General features: G+C 67.8%; 21 protein-coding genes. 7 read left to right on the top strand and 14 right to left on the bottom strand.

What is annotated here, in order from left to right:
- Positions 1 to 3 precede the first annotated feature (3 nt).
- The 6 genes from era to AB0L57_RS10165 form a co-directional block, all read right to left on the bottom strand.
- Positions 4 to 924: a GTPase Era gene (gene era, locus AB0L57_RS10190; protein WP_364959711.1), complete on the bottom strand. Its 921-nt coding sequence runs from the start codon at positions 922 to 924 to the stop codon at positions 4 to 6.
- Positions 921 to 1,286 (bottom strand): cytidine deaminase, encoded by a 366-nt coding sequence (locus AB0L57_RS10185; protein ID WP_364959709.1) that lies wholly within the window; start codon positions 1,284 to 1,286, stop codon positions 921 to 923. The genes era and AB0L57_RS10185 overlap by 4 nt, the downstream gene beginning before the upstream one ends.
- A complete protein-coding gene (locus tag AB0L57_RS10180; protein WP_364959707.1) occupies positions 1,273 to 2,616 on the bottom strand; it encodes a hemolysin family protein in 1,344 nt (447 codons plus the stop codon). The genes AB0L57_RS10185 and AB0L57_RS10180 overlap by 14 nt, the downstream gene beginning before the upstream one ends.
- Before the next feature lie 58 nt (positions 2,617 to 2,674).
- Positions 2,675 to 3,229, bottom strand: a complete 555-nt coding sequence (gene ybeY, locus AB0L57_RS10175) for an rRNA maturation RNase YbeY (RefSeq protein WP_364959705.1) — start codon at positions 3,227 to 3,229, stop codon at positions 2,675 to 2,677.
- A gap of 61 nt (positions 3,230 to 3,290) precedes the next feature.
- Entirely contained in the window at positions 3,291 to 4,358 is a 1,068-nt protein-coding gene (locus tag AB0L57_RS10170) for a PhoH family protein (RefSeq protein ID WP_364960545.1), read from the bottom strand.
- A gap of 165 nt (positions 4,359 to 4,523) precedes the next feature.
- Positions 4,524 to 5,420: a LysR family transcriptional regulator gene (locus tag AB0L57_RS10165; RefSeq protein WP_364959703.1), complete on the bottom strand. Its 897-nt coding sequence runs from the start codon at positions 5,418 to 5,420 to the stop codon at positions 4,524 to 4,526.
- A 102-nt stretch (positions 5,421 to 5,522) separates the two neighbouring features.
- Between AB0L57_RS10165 and AB0L57_RS10160 the strand changes: the two genes are divergently transcribed.
- A complete protein-coding gene (locus AB0L57_RS10160; protein ID WP_364959701.1) occupies positions 5,523 to 6,779 on the top strand; it encodes an MFS transporter in 1,257 nt (418 codons plus the stop codon).
- Here the strand turns inward: AB0L57_RS10160 and AB0L57_RS10155 are convergent.
- The 7 genes from AB0L57_RS10155 to AB0L57_RS10125 all read right to left on the bottom strand — a co-directional run bounded on the left by AB0L57_RS10155 (position 6,763) and on the right by AB0L57_RS10125 (position 12,403).
- Positions 6,763 to 7,503, bottom strand: coding sequence for a 16S rRNA (uracil(1498)-N(3))-methyltransferase (locus tag AB0L57_RS10155; RefSeq protein WP_364959699.1), 741 nt, complete (start codon positions 7,501 to 7,503; stop codon positions 6,763 to 6,765). The two genes, AB0L57_RS10160 and AB0L57_RS10155, sit on opposite strands and share 17 nt — an antisense overlap.
- Positions 7,504 to 7,510: 7 nt before the next feature.
- Positions 7,511 to 8,659 carry a molecular chaperone DnaJ gene (gene dnaJ / locus AB0L57_RS10150; RefSeq protein WP_364959697.1) on the bottom strand — a complete coding sequence of 383 codons (1,149 nt, stop codon included), beginning with the start codon at positions 8,657 to 8,659 and terminating at the stop codon, positions 7,511 to 7,513.
- A gap of 129 nt (positions 8,660 to 8,788) precedes the next feature.
- Positions 8,789 to 9,820, bottom strand: a complete 1,032-nt coding sequence (gene hrcA / locus AB0L57_RS10145; protein WP_364959695.1) for a heat-inducible transcriptional repressor HrcA — start codon at positions 9,818 to 9,820, stop codon at positions 8,789 to 8,791.
- A gap of 293 nt (positions 9,821 to 10,113) precedes the next feature.
- Positions 10,114 to 10,386 carry a hypothetical protein gene (locus AB0L57_RS10140; protein WP_364959693.1) on the bottom strand — a complete coding sequence of 91 codons (273 nt, stop codon included), beginning with the start codon at positions 10,384 to 10,386 and terminating at the stop codon, positions 10,114 to 10,116.
- A 45-nt stretch (positions 10,387 to 10,431) separates the two neighbouring features.
- On the bottom strand, positions 10,432 to 10,632 hold the full coding sequence (locus AB0L57_RS10135) for a hypothetical protein (RefSeq protein WP_364959692.1): 201 nt from the start codon (positions 10,630 to 10,632) through the stop codon (positions 10,432 to 10,434).
- Between the two features lie 124 nt (positions 10,633 to 10,756).
- Entirely contained in the window at positions 10,757 to 11,953 is a 1,197-nt protein-coding gene (gene hemW, locus AB0L57_RS10130; RefSeq protein WP_364959690.1) for a radical SAM family heme chaperone HemW, read from the bottom strand.
- A 60-nt stretch (positions 11,954 to 12,013) separates the two neighbouring features.
- Positions 12,014 to 12,403: an SgcJ/EcaC family oxidoreductase gene (locus AB0L57_RS10125; protein ID WP_364959688.1), complete on the bottom strand. Its 390-nt coding sequence runs from the start codon at positions 12,401 to 12,403 to the stop codon at positions 12,014 to 12,016.
- Between the two features lie 169 nt (positions 12,404 to 12,572).
- Between AB0L57_RS10125 and AB0L57_RS10120 the strand changes: the two genes are divergently transcribed.
- The 6 genes from AB0L57_RS10120 to AB0L57_RS10095 all read left to right on the top strand — a co-directional run bounded on the left by AB0L57_RS10120 (position 12,573) and on the right by AB0L57_RS10095 (position 18,427).
- Positions 12,573 to 12,674 carry an Ms4527A family Cys-rich leader peptide gene (locus AB0L57_RS10120; protein ID WP_364959686.1) on the top strand — a complete coding sequence of 34 codons (102 nt, stop codon included), beginning with the start codon at positions 12,573 to 12,575 and terminating at the stop codon, positions 12,672 to 12,674.
- A gap of 132 nt (positions 12,675 to 12,806) precedes the next feature.
- The gene (locus tag AB0L57_RS10115; RefSeq protein ID WP_364959684.1) at positions 12,807 to 14,582 is read left to right on the top strand and encodes a nitrite/sulfite reductase; all 1,776 of its coding nucleotides are present in this window, start codon (positions 12,807 to 12,809) and stop codon (positions 14,580 to 14,582) included.
- A 15-nt stretch (positions 14,583 to 14,597) separates the two neighbouring features.
- Entirely contained in the window at positions 14,598 to 15,314 is a 717-nt protein-coding gene (locus AB0L57_RS10110; RefSeq protein ID WP_364959682.1) for a phosphoadenylyl-sulfate reductase, read from the top strand.
- Positions 15,311 to 16,252 (top strand): sulfate adenylyltransferase subunit CysD, encoded by a 942-nt coding sequence (gene cysD / locus AB0L57_RS10105; protein ID WP_364959680.1) that lies wholly within the window; start codon positions 15,311 to 15,313, stop codon positions 16,250 to 16,252. The genes AB0L57_RS10110 and cysD overlap by 4 nt, the downstream gene beginning before the upstream one ends.
- Positions 16,252 to 17,577, top strand: a complete 1,326-nt coding sequence (locus AB0L57_RS10100; RefSeq protein ID WP_364959679.1) for a GTP-binding protein — start codon at positions 16,252 to 16,254, stop codon at positions 17,575 to 17,577. Before cysD ends, AB0L57_RS10100 begins: the two co-directional genes overlap by 1 nt.
- A 1-nt stretch (position 17,578) precedes the next feature.
- Complete coding sequence (locus tag AB0L57_RS10095) at positions 17,579 to 18,427, top strand: sirohydrochlorin chelatase (protein ID WP_364959677.1); 849 nt, start codon at positions 17,579 to 17,581, stop codon at positions 18,425 to 18,427.
- Positions 18,428 to 18,490: 63 nt separating this feature from the next.
- Here AB0L57_RS10095 and AB0L57_RS10090 read toward each other — a convergent pair whose 3' ends face one another.
- Positions 18,491 to 19,279 carry an HAD family hydrolase gene (locus AB0L57_RS10090; protein WP_364959675.1) on the bottom strand — a complete coding sequence of 263 codons (789 nt, stop codon included), beginning with the start codon at positions 19,277 to 19,279 and terminating at the stop codon, positions 18,491 to 18,493.
- Positions 19,280 to 19,304: the final 25 nt, after the last annotated feature.

Here is a 19,304-nt window from a genome sequence, read left to right as displayed (position 1 = left end):
AACTCAGAATCCCAGTTTGCCCAGCTGCTTGGGATCGCGCTGCCAGTCCTTGGCCACCTTCACATGCAGGTGCAGGTAGATGCGCGTGCCGAGGATGTGCTCGATCTGCTTGCGCGCCGCCGTGCCGACCTCCTTGAGCCGCGCACCGCGCTTACCGATGATGATCGCCTTCTGACTGGGCCGCTCCACGTAGAGCAGCGCGTGCACATCGAGCATGCCCTCGTGCTCCTCGCGCGGCATGATCTCCTCGATCACCACCGCCAGCGAATGCGGCAGTTCGTCGCGCACCCCTTCCAGTGCGGCCTCGCGAATCAGCTCGGCCATCAGGGTTTCCTCGGGTTCGTCGGTCAGCTCCCCGTCGGGATAGAACGCCGGGCCCTCGGGCATCTTCGACGCGATCACGTCCACGAGCAGTTCGACCTGCTCCCCCTTGGCCGCCGATACCGGAACCACCTCGGCCTCGGGCCCGAGCAGCTGCGACACCGCGAGCAGCTGTTCGGCGATCTTCGGCTTGTCCACCTTGTCGATCTTGGTGACCACGCCGAGCAGCGTCGTCTTCGGCGCCATCTGCTTGATCTGCTGCACGATCCAGCGGTCACCGGGCCCGATCTTCTCGTCGGCCGGAATGCACAGCGCGATCACGTCGACCTCGGAGTAGGTGTCGCGCACCAGATCGTTGAGCCGCTGCCCCAGCAGGGTGCGAGGCCGATGCAGACCGGGGGTGTCGACGAGGATCAGCTGGGCGTGATCGCGATGCACGATGCCGCGGATGGTGTGCCGGGTGGTCTGCGGCCGCGAGGAGGTGATCGCGATCTTCTGCCCGACCATGGCGTTGGTCAGGGTCGACTTGCCGGTGTTGGGCCGGCCCACGAAACAGACGAAGCCGGAACGGAATTCGCCCGCACCGGGCTGCTCGACGCTCATCGCGCGGTCTCGGTGTGCGCATCCACGACCCGGTAGCGCGCGCCCTTGCGGTCGGTGACGATGATCGCCGCCGCGGCGCTCACCTCGTACACCGCGGCCACGCCCGGATCGGTGTCCTGGCCGCCGACGACGACCGCGGCCTCGAACCCTTCGGCGCCGCTGGAGATCGCGGCCGCCACCGCCGCCTGCAGGGCGGTCAGCGATAGCGCGGTCAATTCCACGGTGCCCGCCGCGTAGGTGCGGCCGTCGGTATCGCGGATCGCCGCGCCCGCCGCGCCGCCCGTGCGTCCCATCGCACCGCGCGCCAGCACCAGCAGTTTGTCGTCCTCGGCGCCCAGGTCCGCGGTATCACGATCGCTCATTGACGGCTCCATCCTCTTGTCCCGACATCTCGTCCTGCCCCTGTGGTGTCGTCACTGCCCCGGCATGATCCCCCTCGGGTTCCGCGCGGCGCGCCAGGACCGTATGCACCCGCACCCGGCCGCGGGCGTCGTCGCCGCCCTCACCGTGCAACATCAGTCCGTGCACGACCGCTTCCGATCCCGGCAGCGGCACCCGGCCGAGTGCGTGGCCGAGCATGCCGCCGACCGTGTCGACATCGTCTTCCTCGATCTCCAGGCCGAACAGCTCGCCCAGATCCTCCACCGGCAACCGGGCCGATACCCGGTACACCCCGTCGCCCAGATCCTCGACGGGAGCGATCTCGTCGGTGTCGTATTCGTCCGCGATCTCCCCGACGATCTCCTCGAGCACATCCTCGATGGTGACCAGGCCCGCGATCCCGCCGTACTCGTCGACCAGCAGCGCCATGTGGTTGCGGCGGCGCTGCATCTCGTCGAGCAGCGCGTCGAGTGGTTTGGAATCGGGGACGAACACCGCCGGGCGCATCACCGCCCGCACTCGTACCGCGCGCCCCCGATCCGCATACGGCACCAGGTCTTTCAGATACACCACGCCGAGAATGTCGTCGACGTTCTCGCCGATCACCGGGATGCGGGAGTGCCCGGAACGCACCGCCAGCGACATCGCCTGTGCCACCGTCTTGTCCGCTTCGATCCACACCATCTCGGTGCGTGGCACCATCACCGCGCGCGCGGCGGTGTCGCCGAGTTCGAACACCGACTGGATCATCCGGCGCTCCTCGGAGTCCACCACACCGCTCTGCTGCGCCATGTCGACGATCTCGCGCAGTTCGACCTCGGAGGCGAAGGGGCCGTTGCGAAAGCCGCGGCCGGGGGTGATGGCGTTACCGATCATGATCAGCAATCGGCTCACCGGGCCCAGCAGCGCACCGATCGCCTGTACCGGAAGCGCCGCCGCCAGCGCGATCGAATAGGCGTGCTGGCGGCCGAGCGTGCGTGGTCCGACACCGATGACGACGTAGTCCACCACCACCATCACCACGGCGGTCACCGCCAGCGCCCAGCCCCAGCTCAACACCTCGCTCAGCGCCGCCACCAGCAGAACGGTCGCGGCGATCTCACAGGTCAGTCGCAGCAGCACCATGAGATTCACATAGCGCGGCCGGTCGACGGTGAGCCGGGCCAGACGGCGGGCACCCGGCCGATCGGCGCGGACCAGATCCTCGACCCGGGCCGCGGACACGGTCATCAGGGCCGCGTCGATCGCCGCGAACACACCACCGACCGGCACCAGCAGGATCGCCAGCAACAGCGGGATCAGTGGAGTCACATGCGGCCCTTCACGACACGAGCGGAAGCGGCGGTCGTGATGCCGCGCTGCGCACCGCTCATTCCGGGCCCAGCGGGTCGCCCGGTGCGGTGAAGCCGGTCTTGCCCAGCAGCCGGCGGTCGCGCTCGGCGAGTTCGGCGCGGCGGGCGGCCTCGCGCAGGCTCTCGTACCATTCGGCGAGCAGGCGGTTCTGCAGGCCGAACATCACCTTCTCCTCCTCCGGCTCGGCATGGTCGTAGCCGAGCAGGTGCAGTACCCCGTGCACGGTCAGCAGCGCCAATTCCTGATCGAGGGAGTGACCGGCCTTATCGGCCTGCGCACCGGCGAATTCCGGGCACAGCACGATGTCGCCGAGCATCGACGGACCCGGTTCGGAGCCGTCGGGGCGGCCGCCGGGTTCCAGTTCGTCCATCGGGAACGACATCACATCGGTGGGACCGGGCAGGTCCATCCACCGCATGTGCAGATCGGCCATGGTGTCGAGATCGACCAGCACCATCGACAACTCGGCAGCGGGATGCACGTTCATCCGCTCGATGGCGAACCGCGCGACGCTGACCAGATCCGGCTCGGATACGTCGACACCCGACTCGTTGGCGATCTCGATACTCACGCAACCACCCTAATGGGGCGCGGCGCCGCCGACCGCAGCGGCTGCGGCGCCACGCCGCCGGTCAGCGGCGTGCGGCCCGGTCGGCGGCCCGCCGCTGCGCCCGGTTCCCGGGAAAGTGCGGTGCCACCTGCGGCCGCACATCGGATTCGTAGCGGTCGTAGGCGTCGACGATCTCGGAGACCAAGCGGTGGCGCACCACATCGCTGGAGGTGAGCTCGGCGAAGTGAATATCGTCGATATCGGTGAGGATGTCGCTGACCACCCGCAGCCCGGACTTGGTGCCGCCCGGCAGATCGACCTGGGTCACGTCACCGGTGACCACGATCTTGGAACCGAAGCCCAGCCGGGTCAGGAACATCTTCATCTGCTGCGGCGTGGTGTTCTGCGCCTCGTCCAGGATGATGAAGGAGTCGTTGAGGCTGCGGCCACGCATGTAGGCCAGCGGTGCGACCTCGATGACACCCGAGGCCATGAGCTTCGGGATCGCCTCCGGATCCATCATGTCGTGCAGGGCGTCGTAGAGCGGGCGCAGATATGGATCGATCTTCTCGTTGAGGGTGCCCGGCAGGAAGCCCAGCCGCTCGCCCGCCTCCACCGCCGGACGGGTGAGGATGATCCGGGTGACCTGTTTGGCCTGCAGTGCCTGCACCGCCTTGGCCACCGCCAGATAGGTCTTACCGGTACCCGCCGGGCCGATTCCGAACACGATGGTGTGCTCGTCGATCGCGTCGACATAGCGCTTCTGATTGAGCGTCTTGGGCCGGATGGTCTTACCGCGCCGGGCGATGATGTCCAGGCTCAGCACCTCGGCCGGGGACTCCGAGGACCCCTCGGTCAGCATCGACACCGTGTGCCGGACCGCTTCGGGGCCGACCACCCGATTGTGCGCGGTCAGCGCCACCAGCTGCTCGACCACGCGCTCGGCCAGCGCCACGTCCGCGGCCTTACCGGTGAGGGTGACCGAATTACCGCGCACATGGATGTCGGCCGCGAGCAGACCTTCGAGTTCACGCAGGTTCTGATCGGCGGAGCCGAGGAATCCGAAGACCGATTCCGGAGCGAGTTCGATACTTGAACGCACTGTCCGAGCCGCAGGACCCGAACCGTTGCCGTTGCCGCCGGCTGCGATGCCGGCCGAGGGGGTTGTCGGGTCGCCGATATCACCTGTTGTTCGCAAAAGGGTCTATGGCCTGCTTTCCGGTCTCGAACGATTGCTCTGTCGTGCTCAAAGTCTATCGCGCGGCACCGACACCGCCCAGTGATTAGATCTGCGCCCCGGCCAGGCCCGGAAAGCTCAGCGCCCCGCCTGACGAGCCCATTCCACCGCGAAGTCGCGGAAGGTGCGCACCGCGTCGCCGGGCACCACATCGGCCGACCAGATCAATCCCACCGCGCGCGACGCCCCGGGATCCGACAGCGGAACCAGCGCCGGCCCCGGCTGCGGCCCGCGCACCGCCGGTTCCTCCCATGGCAGCAACCCCACTCCGAGCCCCGCGGCGACCAGCCCGGAGACCGTCACCAGATCGGTGGATTCCAGCACGATGCGCGGGCGGAAATCGGCTGCGGCGCAGAGCTCGTCGAGGATGCGCCGCATACCGTAGCCCGACGGCATGGCGATGAATTCGGCGTCGGCCGCCTCCGCCAGCCGGATCTGCCGGCGACCCGCCAGACGATGGTCGACCGGGACTCCGAGAGCGAGGCGTTGCCGGAAGAGCATCCGCCAGCCCAGTCCGGGGACGGCGGGCCGGGGTGAGGTCAGCCCCAGATCCGCGGTCCCGTCGAGCACCCGGGTGGCCACCACTCCGGCGGCGCCCTGTTCGAGGCTGAAGGTGATCCGTCCCGATTGCCGCCGGAAACCCGCGATCAACTCCGGGACCACGCGACCACCGAACGAATGTACGAACGACAGCCGCACGACACCTCGCGCCGGATTCGCCAGGTCCGCCAGCGACCGGGCCGCGGCATCGAGTTCGGCCTGGGCGCGGCGGGCGTGCTCGTAGAAGATGCGACCGGAATCGTTGAGGGTCAGGCGCTTTCCGTGCCGGTCGAACAACTGGGTGCCGAGCCGGCGCTCGAGGCGGGCCAGCATGCGCGACAGGGTGGGCTGCGCCAGGCCGAGCCGATCGGCCGCCGCACCGACGCGCTCGAGTTCGGCGAGGGTGAGAAACCAGTGCAAATCGTCACTCCGCACAGCACACCTCCGCACGCTCAGCACATCTAATGCCGAAATGACATCGACTTACCGATCATTATGCATTTCCTTTCTTAGTGCATCGGAGTCACGGTGGACATCATGACCGCCACCGTGACCACCGCACCCGCCCGCTCGGCCGATACGGTGCGGCGCGAGCGGCGGATCACGCTGGCCCTGTTCGCGGCCGGGCTCACCACCTTCGGCTCGATGTACAGCGCACAGGCACTGCTGCCGAGCCTGTCCACGGCATTCGGCGCCTCCCCCGCCCGAGCAGCGCTCGCGGTGTCGCTGACGACCGGGCTGCTGGCTGTCGCGATCGTGCCGGTGAGTGTGCTTTCCGGCCGGTTCGGGCGAACCCGGGTGATGATCGTGTCCGCGGTGACGACGAGCGTTCTGGGCCTGCTGCTGCCGTTCAGTCCCAATCTGGACCTGCTGCTGGCCGGGCGAGCGCTCGAGGGGATCGCCGTGGCCGGTGTCCCCGCGGTGGCCATGGCGTACCTGGCCGAGGAGATCGGTTCGGCGGGACTGGGCGCGGCGATGGGTGTGTACGTGGCCGGCACCACCGTGGGCGGTCTCACCGGTCGGCTGATTCCGGCATTCGCCCTCGAGGTGGCCGATTGGCGTTGGGGCGCGGCGATATTCGCGGTCGCCGCGGCACTGTGCACGGTGTGGTTCGTCCGGCTGCTGCCCCCGTCGCGCCGGTTCGTCCCGCAACCGCTGGGCATCGGTGCCCTGGCCGGGGACCTGGCGCGACATCTGCGCGACCGCTCGCTGCTCCCGCTGTTCGGCCTGGCTTTCCTGCTGATGGGCGGATTCGTCTCGGTCTACAACTTCCTCGGCTACCGGCTCACCCAGTCACCGTTCGGATTGTCCGCCGCCACAGCGGGTTCGGTATTCCTGATGTACCTGTCGGGCACGGTGTCCTCGACCGCCGCCGGGCGGCTCGCCGACCGGCTCGGCCGCTTCCCGGTCGTGGCCCTGTCCATCCTGACCATGGGCGTCGGCCTGCTCCTGACCATCCCGGATCAGCTGGCGATCATGCTCCCCGGCCTGCTGTTGTTCACCGCGGGCTTCTTCGGCGCCCACGCCGTGGCCAGCGCATGGGTCGGCGCCGGCGCCACCGGCAACCGGGCCGCGGCTTCCTCGCTCTACCTGTTCGCCTACTACGTCGGCAGTTCGATCGTCGGCGCCCTGGCCGGGCTGGCCTACAGCTGGCACGGCTGGGCCGGATTGGCCCTCTACGTGGGTGTTCTCATCATCGTCGCGGCGGGATTGGTGCTGACTCTTCCTCGCACCTCGCTCCCGCCCGAGGCACAGCGGGTTCGGCTCGACCGGGCGGCTACCAGCGAGGCGTGAGCGCGCCCAGCGCGCCCAGCGCGACCGCAGCCGCCGTGGAGGTGCGCAACACCGTGGGTCCCAGCAGGGCGATCCGCGCTCCGGCCGCCTCGAGTGCCGCGAGTTCACCGTCGTCCAATCCGCCTTCGGGACCGACGATCAGCACGATCCGCGTGGCCTCGGCCACCGGTAGCTCCACGAATCGCGAGGCGCCCGATTCGTGCAGGGCGACCGCGATTCCGTTGTCCGCCACGGTGTCACGAATCAGATCCACCACATCGGCGGTGCGATACAGATCCGTCACCCGCGGAATATAGGGCCGCCGCGATTGGCGGGCCGCCGACCGGGCGGCCGCCCGCCACTTCTCGACGCCCTTGCGCGCCTTGGCTTCCCAGTTGGCCACACAGCGCGCGGCCTGCCAGGGCACGATCTCGTCGGCACCGGCCTCGGTGGCCAGTTCCACCGCGAGTTCGGAGCGATCCGATTTCGGCAGGGCCTGCACGATCGTCACCGCGGGGGCCGCCGGCGGCGCCACGATCCGATCGAGCACGCGCAGCTCCAGCCGATCCCGCTCGGCCACGACGACCTCGGAGGCGGCCATCAGCCCGTCGCCGTCGGACAGGGTGATCGGCTCACCCACCCGGATGCGGCGCACGGTCGCGGCGTGCCGGCCCTCGGGACCGTCGAGTACCGCGATCGCACCCGCGGGCGGTATCTCGTCGAGGTAGAAAACCGTTGCGGCCACGGTGTTTTCAGCGGCCGCTGAACGAGGCCCGCAACCGGGCGAACAACCCGCTGTTGTGTTCGGACTGCGCCGAGAGCACCTCGGTGTGCTCGCCGCCACGCATCGACTGATACTTGCGCAGCAGATCGGTCTGCTTGCTGTCCAGCTTCGACGGAACCACGATGTCCAGATGCGCCACCAGATCGCCGCGCGAACTGGACCGCAACTTCGGCATACCGTGCGCCCGCAGCACCGACACCTCACCCGGCTGGGTGCCCGCGGGAATGGTCAGCTCGGTCGGGCCGTCGAGAATGGTGTCGATGACCACCGTGGTGCCGAGCGCCGCGTCCACCATCGGAACCCGGATGGTGCAGTGCAGGTCGTCGCCGTCGCGCACGAAGGTGTCGTGCGGCTGCTCGACGATCTCGACGTACAGATCACCGGCCGGACCACCTCCGGGGCCGATCTCGCCTTGAGCGGCCAGTCGCACCCGCATGCCGTTGGCGACACCGGCGGGGATGGGCGCGGCGATCTCGCGGCGGGCGCGCACCCGGCCGTCACCACCGCACTTGCGGCAGGGATCGGGAATGGTCTCACCGGTGCCGCGGCAGGTCGGGCAGGGCCGCGAGGTCATCACCTGTCCGAGGAACGAACGCTGCACGGTCTGCACCTCACCGGCGCCACCACAGGTCTCACAGCGCACCGGCTTGGAGTTTCCGTTGGTCCCCGAGCCCTGGCACAGATCACAGAGCACGGCGGTGTCGACGGTCAGATGCTTGGTGACACCGACCGCGCATTCGGCCAGCGACAGCCGGGTCCGCAGCAGTGAATCGGCACCGGGCTGCACCCGCCCACGCGGCTTGCGCGTGCTGGTGGCGTTCATGCCGCCGAAGAACGCCTCGAAGACATCACCCAGACCACCGAAACCGGCGCCGGAGAACCCGCCGCCCGCACCGGCGGACTCCATGGGGTCACCGCCCATGTCGACGATGCGCCGCTTCTCCGAGTCGGTGAGCACCTCGTAGGCGGTGGACACCTCGCGGAACGCCTCCTGCGCCTCCGGGTCCGGGTTGACGTCTGGGTGCAGTTCCCGGGCCAGCTTGCGGTAGGCGCGTTTGATCTCCTGATCGGACGCGTTACGCCCGACGCCGAGGATTGCGTAGTAGTCCCGTGCCACTTGAGTCTCTAGTCCTGTTCCGAATGGTTTCGTTCAGCATCCCTGATCGCAGCCGATGCCGCCCTGTTCACTGTGGTCGATCGGCACCTCCCTGCCGATCGATGCGGATCCCCCGCGACGGGGGCAAGCTCATCGTTCCGCGAGCACCTCACCGATATACCGGGCCACCGCGGCGACCGAAGCGATCGTGCCGGGATAGTCCATCCGGGTCGGGCCGACCACTCCCATACCTCCCAGCACGGTACCCGGCATACCGTACCCGGTGGATACCACGGCGGTCCCGCGCATCTGCTCGACCATGGTCTCCTCGCCGATCTGCACGGTGACCGTGCCGGGATGCTGCGAGGCCGCGAGCAATTTCAGTACCACGACCTGCTCTTCGAGTGCCTCCAGCACGGCTCGCAGCGAGCCCGGGAAGCCGAAGTCGCCGACATTGCGGGTGAGGTTGGCCGTACCGCCGAGCACCAGCCGTTCCTCGGGATGTTCGACCAGCGTCTCCACCAGGACCGTCGACACCCGGACCAGTACGTCGCGCAGCCGCGCGGGAGCCTGTTCGGGCAGCTCGGCGACCGCACTGGACGCCGCGGACAGCCGTTTGCCGTCCATCGCCTTGCCGAGCATGCCGCGCAGGGCGGCCAGATCCTCGTCGTCGATCACGGCGCCCAGTTCGACCAGACGCTGATCGACACGTCCGGTGTCGGTGATCACCACCAGCAGCAGCCGGGCCGGGTTGAGTGCCACGACCTCCAGATGCCGAACGGTGGACGCCGAGACGGTCGGATACTGCACCATCGCGACCTGCCTGGTCAGCTGGGCCAGCAACCGCACCCCGCGCCGCAGCACATCGTCGAGATCCACCCCGCTTTCGAGGAATTCCATGATGGCGCGGCGCTCCGCGTTCGACAGCGGCTTCACCTCGGCGATGTTGTCCACGAACTGCCGATACCCCTTGTCGGTGGGGATCCGCCCGGAACTGGTGTGCGGCTGGGTGATGTAACCCTCGGCTTCGAGCACCGCCATATCGTTGCGCACGGTGGCACTGGAAACACCCAGATTGTGCTTGTCGACCAGTGTTTTCGACCCGATCGGCTCCTTGTTCGCGATGTAGTCCGCGACGATCGCGCGCAGGACATCCAGTCGCCGCCGCTCGGTACTCGACATCGGCCCCACCTCCTCGCTGGCCATCGGGTCCGCACGGCCGCATTCGGGCAGCATCGACCAAGCGGACACTGGTTGATCCGAACCCAGTTTAGTTCCTGTGTGCCCGAGTTCCCGCGTGTGAGGTCGCACAGTGGGCGAACGCCGACGCGAACTACCTGGTGACGCGGTTGTACAGCACCCGGCATCCACAGCCCGGTCGGTACGGTTCCGGCTTCCCGCGCACCAGGAACGGGATTGCCGTGTGTATCGCGGCGCCGCGCCCCGGTGACGAACGTCGCGCCGCGGCCAACCGACTACGCGAAGTCGAATTCGAGCAGGCAGCGTTGTTCGGTCGGATCGGTCACCGTCGTGAGCGAGAGACCGTGCGGCGCTGCGAGCGAACGGGATTCGTCGAGGCGACGTTCCGCGCGCGGATCGACAGCGAGCTCGGCCGCCGGGGCGGCCAACAGAACTCCCCGGCGGATGAGCAGATCCGGCAGCCCCAGCGTCACCGCCGTCCGCAGTGCCATCGGCGTGGCGAGCCCGGCCATGCGACGCAGCACATCCGCATCGTCGTTGTGTCCCATGACAATCCAGTGTGCCGCGCGCCGGGCCGCGGCCGCCGGCCGGTGTCAGAGGGGGTCGGCGGTCTTCCCGGTGGCGGCATCCAACCCCAGCATGGTCAGCAGGGCGATGCAGTCGGGGGCATCGATCGAATGACTGGCGACGGCCCTCGCGGCCAGCGCGTTGCGACGCTCGGTCTCCGCCTTCTCGGCAGCACGAGCTTCTGCGAACTCGCTCTGATCAGCGACGATGGGATGTGCCTGTGTCATGGTTCTCCTTGGGTCGCTTCGCACCCTACGCTGTGCGCCGCATCCTCGGCTCCTGATGACAATCTCCGATGTTCCCATCTCCGCCGACGACGGCACGTGGTCGGCGCCGATCGTCGCGGCGGGCTCAGGAGAGCAGTTCGCGGACCACGCCGTCGGCGAGCAGGCGCCCGCGATCGGTCAGCACCAGGCGATCGGCGCGCACCACGGCCAGACCATCGGTGATCACCCGTTCACAGGCGATGCGACCGTCGGCGTCGAGTTCCGCGACGGGCAGGCCGGAGCGCAATCGCACGCCGAGCATCACCCGCTCGGTGTAGCGCTCCGCATCGGTGAGCGTCTCCCATCCCGCCGCGGGCAGTCCGCCCTGGGCCACGCGTTCGGCATAGCGTCCGGGATGCTTCACATTCCACCACCGCACCCCGCCGACGTGGCTGTGCGCGCCCGGTCCCGCACCGAGCCAGTCACCACCGTCCCAGTAGCCGATATTGTGGCCGCATCGACCGGAATCCGTTGCGGCCCAGTTCGATACCTCGTACCAGTGCAGTCCGGCCGCGGTCAGCCGCGCGTCGATGCGCTCGTAGCGAGCGGCCAGCGTGTCCTCGTCCGGCGCGGGCAGTTCACCGCGCCGGACCTTGCGGGCCATGGCGGTGCCGTCCTCGACGATCAGTGAGTACGCGGAGACGTGGTCGACCCCGGCGGACAGAACGGCGTCGAGGCTGGCGTCCAGATCGGCATCGGATTCTCCGGGGGTGCCGTAGATCAGATCGAGATTGACGTGTTCGAAGCCGGCTTCGCGGGCCTCGCGTGCGGCGGCCACCGGACGCCCCGGAGTATGGGTGCGGTCGAGGATGCGCAGCACATGGGATGCGGCCGACTGCATTCCCAGGGAGATCCGGGTGTATCCGGCGGCCCGGATGCGCGCGAAGAATTCCGGAGAGGTGGATTCGGGATTCGATTCCGTGGTCACCTCGGCACCGGGGGCCAGGGTGAAGTTCGCGCGCAGGGCGTCGAGAACCTCGGCCAGGCCGTCACCGCCCAGCAGCGAGGGCGTGCCCCCGCCGACGAACACCGTCGACACCGGCGGCTGCGCACTCGGCAGATCGTCGAAAACCGCTGCCGCCGCGGCCAATTCGCCGCGCAATGCCTCGAGCCACGACTGCGGCGAGGCCGAGGTGCCCAGCTCCCCGGCGGTGTAGGTGTTGAAGTCGCAGTATCCGCACCGCGTCGCACAGAACGGGACGTGCACATAGATCCCGAACGGACCGCCGCCGAAATCACGCAGCGTCGGCGCGTCGGTGGCTTCGGGAGCGGGTGCGATCACCCCACCAGTGTGCCCGCCGCCCAACAGTGACGGCGGGCACACCACCCGTTCGGCGCACGATCACGCACCGACGACGCCGGTGTTCTGATTGGCGGCCAGCAACCACCGGCCGTCCTCCTTGGTCATCACATACATGGGCGCACCGGCCGTCGTCTCCACGCCCGACCGGTTCCGATACTGCTGACGCACCGTCACCGCCGCGACATCCGGCCGCAGGAACACCACCCGGTCGATCTCGTAGGTCGCGATCTCCGCCGCGGTCGCACCGGGGAGTACCCGGGCGGTGAACTCGGCGATGGCGTCGCGACCGTACAGCCGCTTGCCGTGCGCGGTGGTCCAGACCGCGTCGGGGCGGAACAGCGCGACGAACTCGTCGACCAGCTCGCCGTGTTGCGCGTGTTCGATCCGGGCCACCACATCGCGGATCTCTTGCAGATCGGAATCACTCATGACATCCACCCTGGTTCCTGAACCAAAGTTCAGGTCAAGGGCTCGCAGCGGAAAGAATCCGGTCGGTCTATGACGCATCTCACAAAACAGGTCGCCCGTCCAGGGAATTTCCCCCGATCCTGCGGGAAATATCACCCACCGGTCCGAAAGACCTGGCTGACATGGCACAATGAGTCGCATGACCGGACTTGGAGTACGACTCGTGGCGCGCCGCCATGTCGACTTCAAGCGTGTCTGCAGTGCCAGCTGTCTGCCGGACAGCCTCCGGTAGCTCGGCATTCCCCCTCCCGGTTCCAGGCGTCCGTCGTGATGCCCATCGGCCCGATTCGCTGAACACCGAAGGCGTGAGCCAGCCCCTCCCGCCTGCCGCAAGGCCTGATCCATCTTCTTCAGGAGCGACCCTATGACGTCGAGTACCGACGCCGGTCCCACCCCCGAGTCCGTTCGCGCCGATCGTGAACGCCTCGCTCGTGAGCGCCGCGCCCGTCCTCGCCCGGAGGCCGGAGCCCGGGAGCGCACCGGCAAGCCGGTGCGCCGTAAATCCGAGGGCCAGTGGGCGCTCGGCTACCGGGAGCCGTTGAACGCGAACGAGCAGAGCAAGAAGGACGACAATCCGCTCAACGTTCGCGCGCGCATCGAGAACATCTACGCCAAGGGCGGATTCGACTCGATCGACAAGAGCGATCTGCGCGGCCGCTTCCGCTGGTGGGGCCTCTACACCCAGCGCGAGCAGGGCTACGACGGCACCTGGACCGGTGACGAGAACATCGACCTGCTCGAGGCCAAGTACTTCATGATGCGCATCCGCTGCGACGGCGGCGCGTTGAACGTCGAGCAGGTGCGCACACTGGGACAGATCTCCACGGAGTTCGCGCGCGACACCGCCGACCTCTCGGACCGTGAGAACGTGCAGTACCACTGGATCGAGATCGAGAACGTCCCGGAGATCTGGCGGCGCATCGAGGCGGTCGGACTGCGGACCACCGAGGCGTGCGGCGACTGCCCGCGTGTGGTGCTCGGTTCCCCGCTGGCCGGGGAGTCACCGAACGAGATCATCGACGGCACCTGGGCCGTGGACGAGATCACCAGCCGGTATATCGGCAAGAAGGAATACTCGAACCTTCCCCGCAAGTTCAAGACCGCGATCTCCGGCCAGCAGGATGTGGTCCACGAGATCAACGACGTGGCCTTCATCGGTGTCGAGCATCCCGAGCACGGCCCCGGTTTCGACCTGTGGGTCGGTGGCGGACTGTCCACCAACCCGATGCTGGCCCAGCGGGTCGGCGCGTGGGTGCCGCTCGAGGAGGTGCCCGATGTCTGGGAGGCGGTCGTCTCGCTGTTCCGCGACTACGGCTACCGGCGGCTGCGCACCAAGGCTCGGCTGAAGTTCCTGATCAAGGACTGGGGAATCGAAAAGTTTCGAGAGGTTCTCGAAGAGAAGTACCTGCAGCGCAAGCTCATCGACGGCCCCGCCCCGGAGAAGCCCGCCCGGCCCATCGACCACATCGGTGTGCAGAAATTGCGCAACGGGCTCAACGCGGTCGGGTTCTCCCCCATCGCCGGCCGGGTCTCGGGCACGATTCTGACCAAGGTCGCCGACGCCGTGGAGCGCGTGGGCTCCGACCGGATCCGCTTCACTCCCTATCAGAAACTGATCGTGCTCGATGTCGCCGATGACAAGGTCGACGAGCTGATCGCCGAACTGGAACCGCTCGGCCTGCACGCCCGGCCATCGGTGTGGCGGCGAAATCTGCTGGCCTGCAGTGGTATCGAGTTCTGCAAGCTGTCGTTCGTGGAGACACGCAAACGATCGCAGGTATTGGCCCCGGAGCTCGATCAGCGGCTGGCCGATATCAATGCCCAGCTCGATGTGCCGGTCACGATCAACATCAACGGCTGCCCCAACTCCTGCGGTCGCTCGCAGATCGCCGATATCGGCTTCAAGGGCCAGCTGGTCGACGACGGCGACGGGAATCAGGTCGAGGGCTTCCAGGTTCATCTGGGTGGCACCCTCGGGCTCGACGCCGCCTTCGGTCGCAAACTGCGCCAGCACAAGGTCACCACCGACGAGCTCGGCGACTACATCGAGCGTGTCGTGCGCAATTTCGTGAAGAACCGCGACGGGGGCGAGCGGTTCGCGCAATGGGCTGTCCGCGCCGACGAGGCCGACCTTCGGTAACGGGAGATATCAGTTATGGCAACCACTTTGGACAAGCTGAGCGAGTCCGAGCTGCGCAAGATCGCCGAAGACGGTGCGGCGCAACTCGGTCCGGACGCCTCGGCGACCGACCTGCTGCAGTGGACCGAGGACACCTTCGGCACCAACTACATCGTCGCCTCGAACATGCAGGACGCGGTGCTGGTGCAGCTGGCCGCGCAGACCCGGCCGGGTGTCGACATTCTTTTCCTGGACACCGGTTATCACTTCGCCGAGACCATCGGCACCCGCGACGCGGTCGAGACCGTGTACGGCGTGAACATCGTCAACGTGCGGCCCGAACACTCTGTCGCCGAACAGGATCGGCTGCTCGGCAAGGATCTTTTCGCTCGCGACGCCGCGGAATGCTGCCGCCTGCGCAAAGTGGTGCCGCTGAAGAATTCGCTGGCCCCGTACAACGCCTGGGTGACCGGCATCCGGCGGGTGGAGGCCCCGACCCGGGCCAACGCCCCCCTGATCTCCTTCGACGAGGGCTTCGGCCTGGTGAAGATCAATCCGATCGCCGCCTGGTCCGATGACGAGATGGCCGCTTACATCGAGAAGCACGGCATTCTGGTCAACCCCCTGGTCGAGGAGGGTTATCCGTCCATCGGTTGCGCTCCGTGCACACGGAAGCCGGAACCGGGATCCGATCCGCGAAGCGGCCGCTGGGCCGGCCTCGCCAAGACCGAATGCGGGTTACACGCCTCATGACTTCAACGGTGACAGATACAGAGTCCGATGTTCTCGCTTCGCTCGAGGAATTCGATACCCTCGCCGCCCTCGAGAGCGAGGCCATTCACATCTTCCGTGAGGTGGCAGGCGAATTCGAGCGCCCGGTGATCCTGTTCTCCGGCGGTAAGGACTCCACGGTCCTGCTACACCTGGCCATCAAGGCCTTCTGGCCCGCGCCGCTGCCGTTCGCGCTGCTGCACGTGGACACCGGGCACAACCTGCCCGAGGTCCTCGCCTTCCGTGACAAGGTGGTCGAGAAGTACGGCCTGCGTCTGTATGTCGCCTCGGTGGAGGACTATCTCGCCGACGGCCGCCTGCAGGAGCGCTCGGACGGCATCCGCAATCCGCTGCAGACCGTGCCGCTGCTGGACGCCATCAACGAGAACCGCTTCGACGCGGTCTTCGGTGGCGGCCGTCGTGACGAGGAACGCTCTCGCGCCAAGGAGCGGATCTTCTCGCTGCGCGACGCGTTCGGGCGCTGGGATCCCAAGCGGCAACGACCCGAACTGTGGAACCTCTACAACGGCCGTCACGCTCCGGGCGAGCACGTGCGCGTCTTCCCCATCTCCAACTGGACCGAGCTCGACATCTGGCGCTACATCGCCCGCGAGAACGTCGAACTGGCCACCATCTACTACACCCACGAGCGCCCGGTCTACCAGCGTGACGGCATGTGGATGACGCCCGGTTCCTGGGGCGGCCCGCGAGACGACGAGGAACTCGTCGTCAAGTCGGTCCGCTACCGCACTGTCGGTGACGGATCCACCACCGGCGCAATTCTTTCCGACGCCGCGACCAACGAAGACATCCTGGCCGAGGTCGCCGCGTCGCGACTCACCGAACGTGGTGCGACCCGTGGTGACGACCGTGTCTCCGAGGCCGCCATGGAAGATCGCAAGCGAGAGGGTTATTTCTGATGGGCGAGTGGAGCTTGCGGAACGAGCAGACGAAACGGCCCGATCTCCTCCGTCTCGCCACCGCCGGCAGTGTCGACGACGGCAAGTCCACACTGGTCGGACGCCTGCTCTACGACACGAAATCGGTGCTGGCCGACCAGATCGACGCGGTCACCCGCGCCTCGGTCGACAAGGGACTGGCCACCCCGGATCTGTCGCTGCTGGTCGACGGTCTGCGCGCGGAGCGGGAACAGGGCATCACCATCGATGTCGCCTACCGCTACTTCGCCACCCCGCAACGGTCGTTCGTGCTCGCCGATACGCCGGGGCATGTGCAGTACACCCGCAACACCGTCTCCGGCGCCTCGACCGCGCAGCTGGTGATCCTGCTCGTCGACGCCCGCAAGGGTGTCATCGAGCAGACTCGCCGCCATGCCGCGGTGATGGCGCTGCTGGGGGTGCCGAAGCTGGTGCTCGCGGTGAACAAGATCGATCTGGTGGACGACGCGGAAGCCGTGTTCAACCGGATCGTCACCGAATTCAACGAGCTGACAACCAAACTCGGCTGGTCGGCCGAGGACATCGTGGAGATCCCGGTCTCGGCGCTACACGGCGACAATATCGCCTCGCGCTCGGCGGACACCCCGTACTACGACGGGCCCTCGCTGATCGAGCACCTCGAGTCGGTTCCGGTGGATGCCGACAGCACGGGCCGCCATCAGGTCGGGCTGCGCTTCCCGGTCCAGTATGTGATCCGTCCGCGCACCGCCGAGTACCCGGACTACCGCGGTTACGCGGGCCAGGTCGCGGCCGGTGTGGTCGCCAAGGGCGACGAGGTCGTGGTGCTGCCCTCGGGTATCCGCACCACGGTCGAGCGGATCGACACCGCCGACGGTGAGCTGCCGTCCGCGCAACCGGGCCGCAGTGTGACACTGCTACTCGCCGACGAGGTCGACATCTCGCGCGGCGACACCATCGTCGCGGCCGCCGACGCGCCCGAGCCGATCGATTCGTTCGACGCCACCGTGTGCTGGCTCGGCGACAAGCCGCTGCGGGCCGGTGCCCGCCTGCTACTCAAGCACGGCACCCGCACCACCCAGGCGATCGTGGGCACCCTGATCGAGCGGTTCGACGAGCAGAATCTGGCCGCCGATCCGAACCCGGAATCGCTGGCGCTCAACGATATCGGCCGCATCGCTGTGCGTGTCGCCGAGCCGATCGCGGCCGACGACTACCGGGTCAACCGCTACACCGGCAGCTTCCTGCTCATCGACCCCGCGGGCGGGAACACGCTGGCCGCCGGTCTGGTCGGTGACGTGCTGACCTCGGTCGAGGTCGGTAGCTGAAATGAGCTCCGGGGCTTTCACGCGTGGTGAGCGGACGTCGTTCACCACGCGTGTTCTGCCCGCCGGTGCGACGGCGCGGCTGCGCCGCATCGATGCCGTCCGGGACCCGCGGTCCCGCCCGCGGCCGGCGTTCATCGCGGTCGCGCACGGCAGTCGCGATCCGCGCTCGGCCGCGACCATGTCCGCGGTGGTCGCCGATATCGCGCGCCACCGGCCGGATCTCGATGTGCGCCTGGCCTTCCTGGATCTGAACACGCCGTCGGTGGATCATGTGATCGATGCCGTTGCCGCACAGGGACATACCGAGGCGATCGTGGTTCCGCTACTGCTGGGCAGCGCCTTTCACGCACGAGTGGATCTACCCGGCATCCTGGCCGCCGCGGGTTCGCGGCATCCGTTGCTGCGCATCACGCAGGCCGATGTGCTCGGCACCGAAGACCGGCTGGTGACGGCACTACGCGACCGCGTGTCGAGGGTGGGAGCCGATCCCGCCGACAGCGGGATGGGTATCGCGGTCGCCGCGGTCGGTTCGTCCTCGGCGGCTGCCAATCGGATCACCGGACAGGTCGCCGCCGCGCTGGCCGCGGGCACATCCTGGCAGACCACGATCTGCTTCGCGACGACGGAACCGGCACTGCCGCAAGCGGTGTCCGAACTTCGACGCCGGGGTGCGCGGCGGGTGATCGTGGCTCCGTGGTTCCTCGCCCCCGGCCTGTTGACCGACCGTCTCGCCGCGGCCGATCGCACGCTGCGGCATGCGGCCACCATCGGCTCGCACCCATTGCTCCGCGACGTCGCCCTCGATCGCTACGACACCGCCGATCGAGTCCATCTGGAACTGTCCGCCTAGCACGATCGGCAGTCGGCTCCCGGTACGTTCGCTTCCCGGTGCCGCGACCGCCTTCCCGCAGGACTAATTCCCGAACCAGCGCTCCAGGACCAGTGCGGCGCCGTCCTCGTCGATATCGGCGGTGGTCTCGTCGGCGACCGCCAGTGCCGCCGGCACCGCATTGCCCATGGCGACGGAATGTCCTGCCCAGCTGAGCATTTCGACATCGTTGTAGCCGTCACCGATGGCCAGGGTGGCCTCGGCGGGGATATCGAGTGCGAGCCGCAGCTGTTCCAGGGCCCAGCCCTTGGAAACCCCCTCCTTGGACGCGACCAGCCACGGTTCGTCCTCACCGTGCACCCAACCGGCGCCGGGCAGGTCCAGCTCACCCACGGTTTCGATCATCTCGGCCAGAGTGCCGCCCGGCCACCAGCCGTTGAGCCGGGTGGTCGGTTCGAGGCTCAACTCGGCATCGTCGACGAAACGGAATTCGCCGAGCCGGAAGCTGCCCGGGTAGTAGCCGGTGGCCCAGGTGCCCACCCCGACCTTCTCCACCGACAGCACCATATCGGGCAGGATCGATCGCAGCTGCACCACCGAGGGCTCCGGGTCGAAGGTATGCACCGCGAGTGGCTCCCAATTCGAAATATCCACGTGCACAGCACCGTTCGAGCACAGCGCCTGGCCTTCCTCCAGCCCCAGCTCCTCCATCACCAACCGAGTCGCCAGCAGGGTGCGGCCGGTGGTGATCACCACGTGGGCACCCGCGTCGACCGCGGCACGCACCGCGGCACGCACCCGGGGGCTCATCGGCGCACCTGCCTGCAGGATCGTCCCGTCAACATCGAGGGCAATCAGTCGCGGACTGTTCACCGAGACATTGTCGCCGATCATGCAG

Origin of the sequence: Nocardia sp. NPDC052254 (assembly GCF_040679495.1) — a bacterium.
Classification (GTDB): domain Bacteria; phylum Actinomycetota; class Actinomycetes; order Mycobacteriales; family Mycobacteriaceae; genus Nocardia.
The sequence above is the reverse complement of the archived record's forward strand: the minus strand, read 5'-3'. Positions and strand labels throughout refer to the sequence as shown.

Excerpts from the sequence above, each read along its gene's own strand:
- AB0L57_RS10185 (WP_364959709.1), bottom strand. The coding sequence starts at position 1,286 with ATGAGCGATCGTGATACCGCGGACCTGGGCGCCGAGGACGACAAACTG.
- AB0L57_RS10095 (WP_364959677.1), top strand. The coding sequence starts at position 17,579 with ATGAGCTCCGGGGCTTTCACGCGTGGTGAGCGGACGTCGTTCACCACG.
- AB0L57_RS10160 (WP_364959701.1), top strand. The coding sequence starts at position 5,523 with ATGACCGCCACCGTGACCACCGCACCCGCCCGCTCGGCCGATACGGTG.
- AB0L57_RS10125 (WP_364959688.1), bottom strand. The coding sequence starts at position 12,403 with ATGAGTGATTCCGATCTGCAAGAGATCCGCGATGTGGTGGCCCGGATC.
- era (WP_364959711.1), bottom strand. The coding sequence starts at position 924 with ATGAGCGTCGAGCAGCCCGGTGCGGGCGAATTCCGTTCCGGCTTCGTC.
- AB0L57_RS10140 (WP_364959693.1), bottom strand. The coding sequence starts at position 10,386 with ATGGGACACAACGACGATGCGGATGTGCTGCGTCGCATGGCCGGGCTC.
- cysD (WP_364959680.1), top strand. The coding sequence starts at position 15,311 with ATGACTTCAACGGTGACAGATACAGAGTCCGATGTTCTCGCTTCGCTC.
- AB0L57_RS10120 (WP_364959686.1), top strand. The coding sequence starts at position 12,573 with ATGAGTCGCATGACCGGACTTGGAGTACGACTCGTGGCGCGCCGCCAT.
- AB0L57_RS10135 (WP_364959692.1), bottom strand. The coding sequence starts at position 10,632 with ATGACACAGGCACATCCCATCGTCGCTGATCAGAGCGAGTTCGCAGAA.
- AB0L57_RS10115 (WP_364959684.1), top strand. The coding sequence starts at position 12,807 with ATGACGTCGAGTACCGACGCCGGTCCCACCCCCGAGTCCGTTCGCGCC.
- hrcA (WP_364959695.1), bottom strand. The coding sequence starts at position 9,820 with ATGTCGAGTACCGAGCGGCGGCGACTGGATGTCCTGCGCGCGATCGTC.
- AB0L57_RS10100 (WP_364959679.1), top strand. The coding sequence starts at position 16,252 with ATGGGCGAGTGGAGCTTGCGGAACGAGCAGACGAAACGGCCCGATCTC.
- AB0L57_RS10110 (WP_364959682.1), top strand. The coding sequence starts at position 14,598 with ATGGCAACCACTTTGGACAAGCTGAGCGAGTCCGAGCTGCGCAAGATC.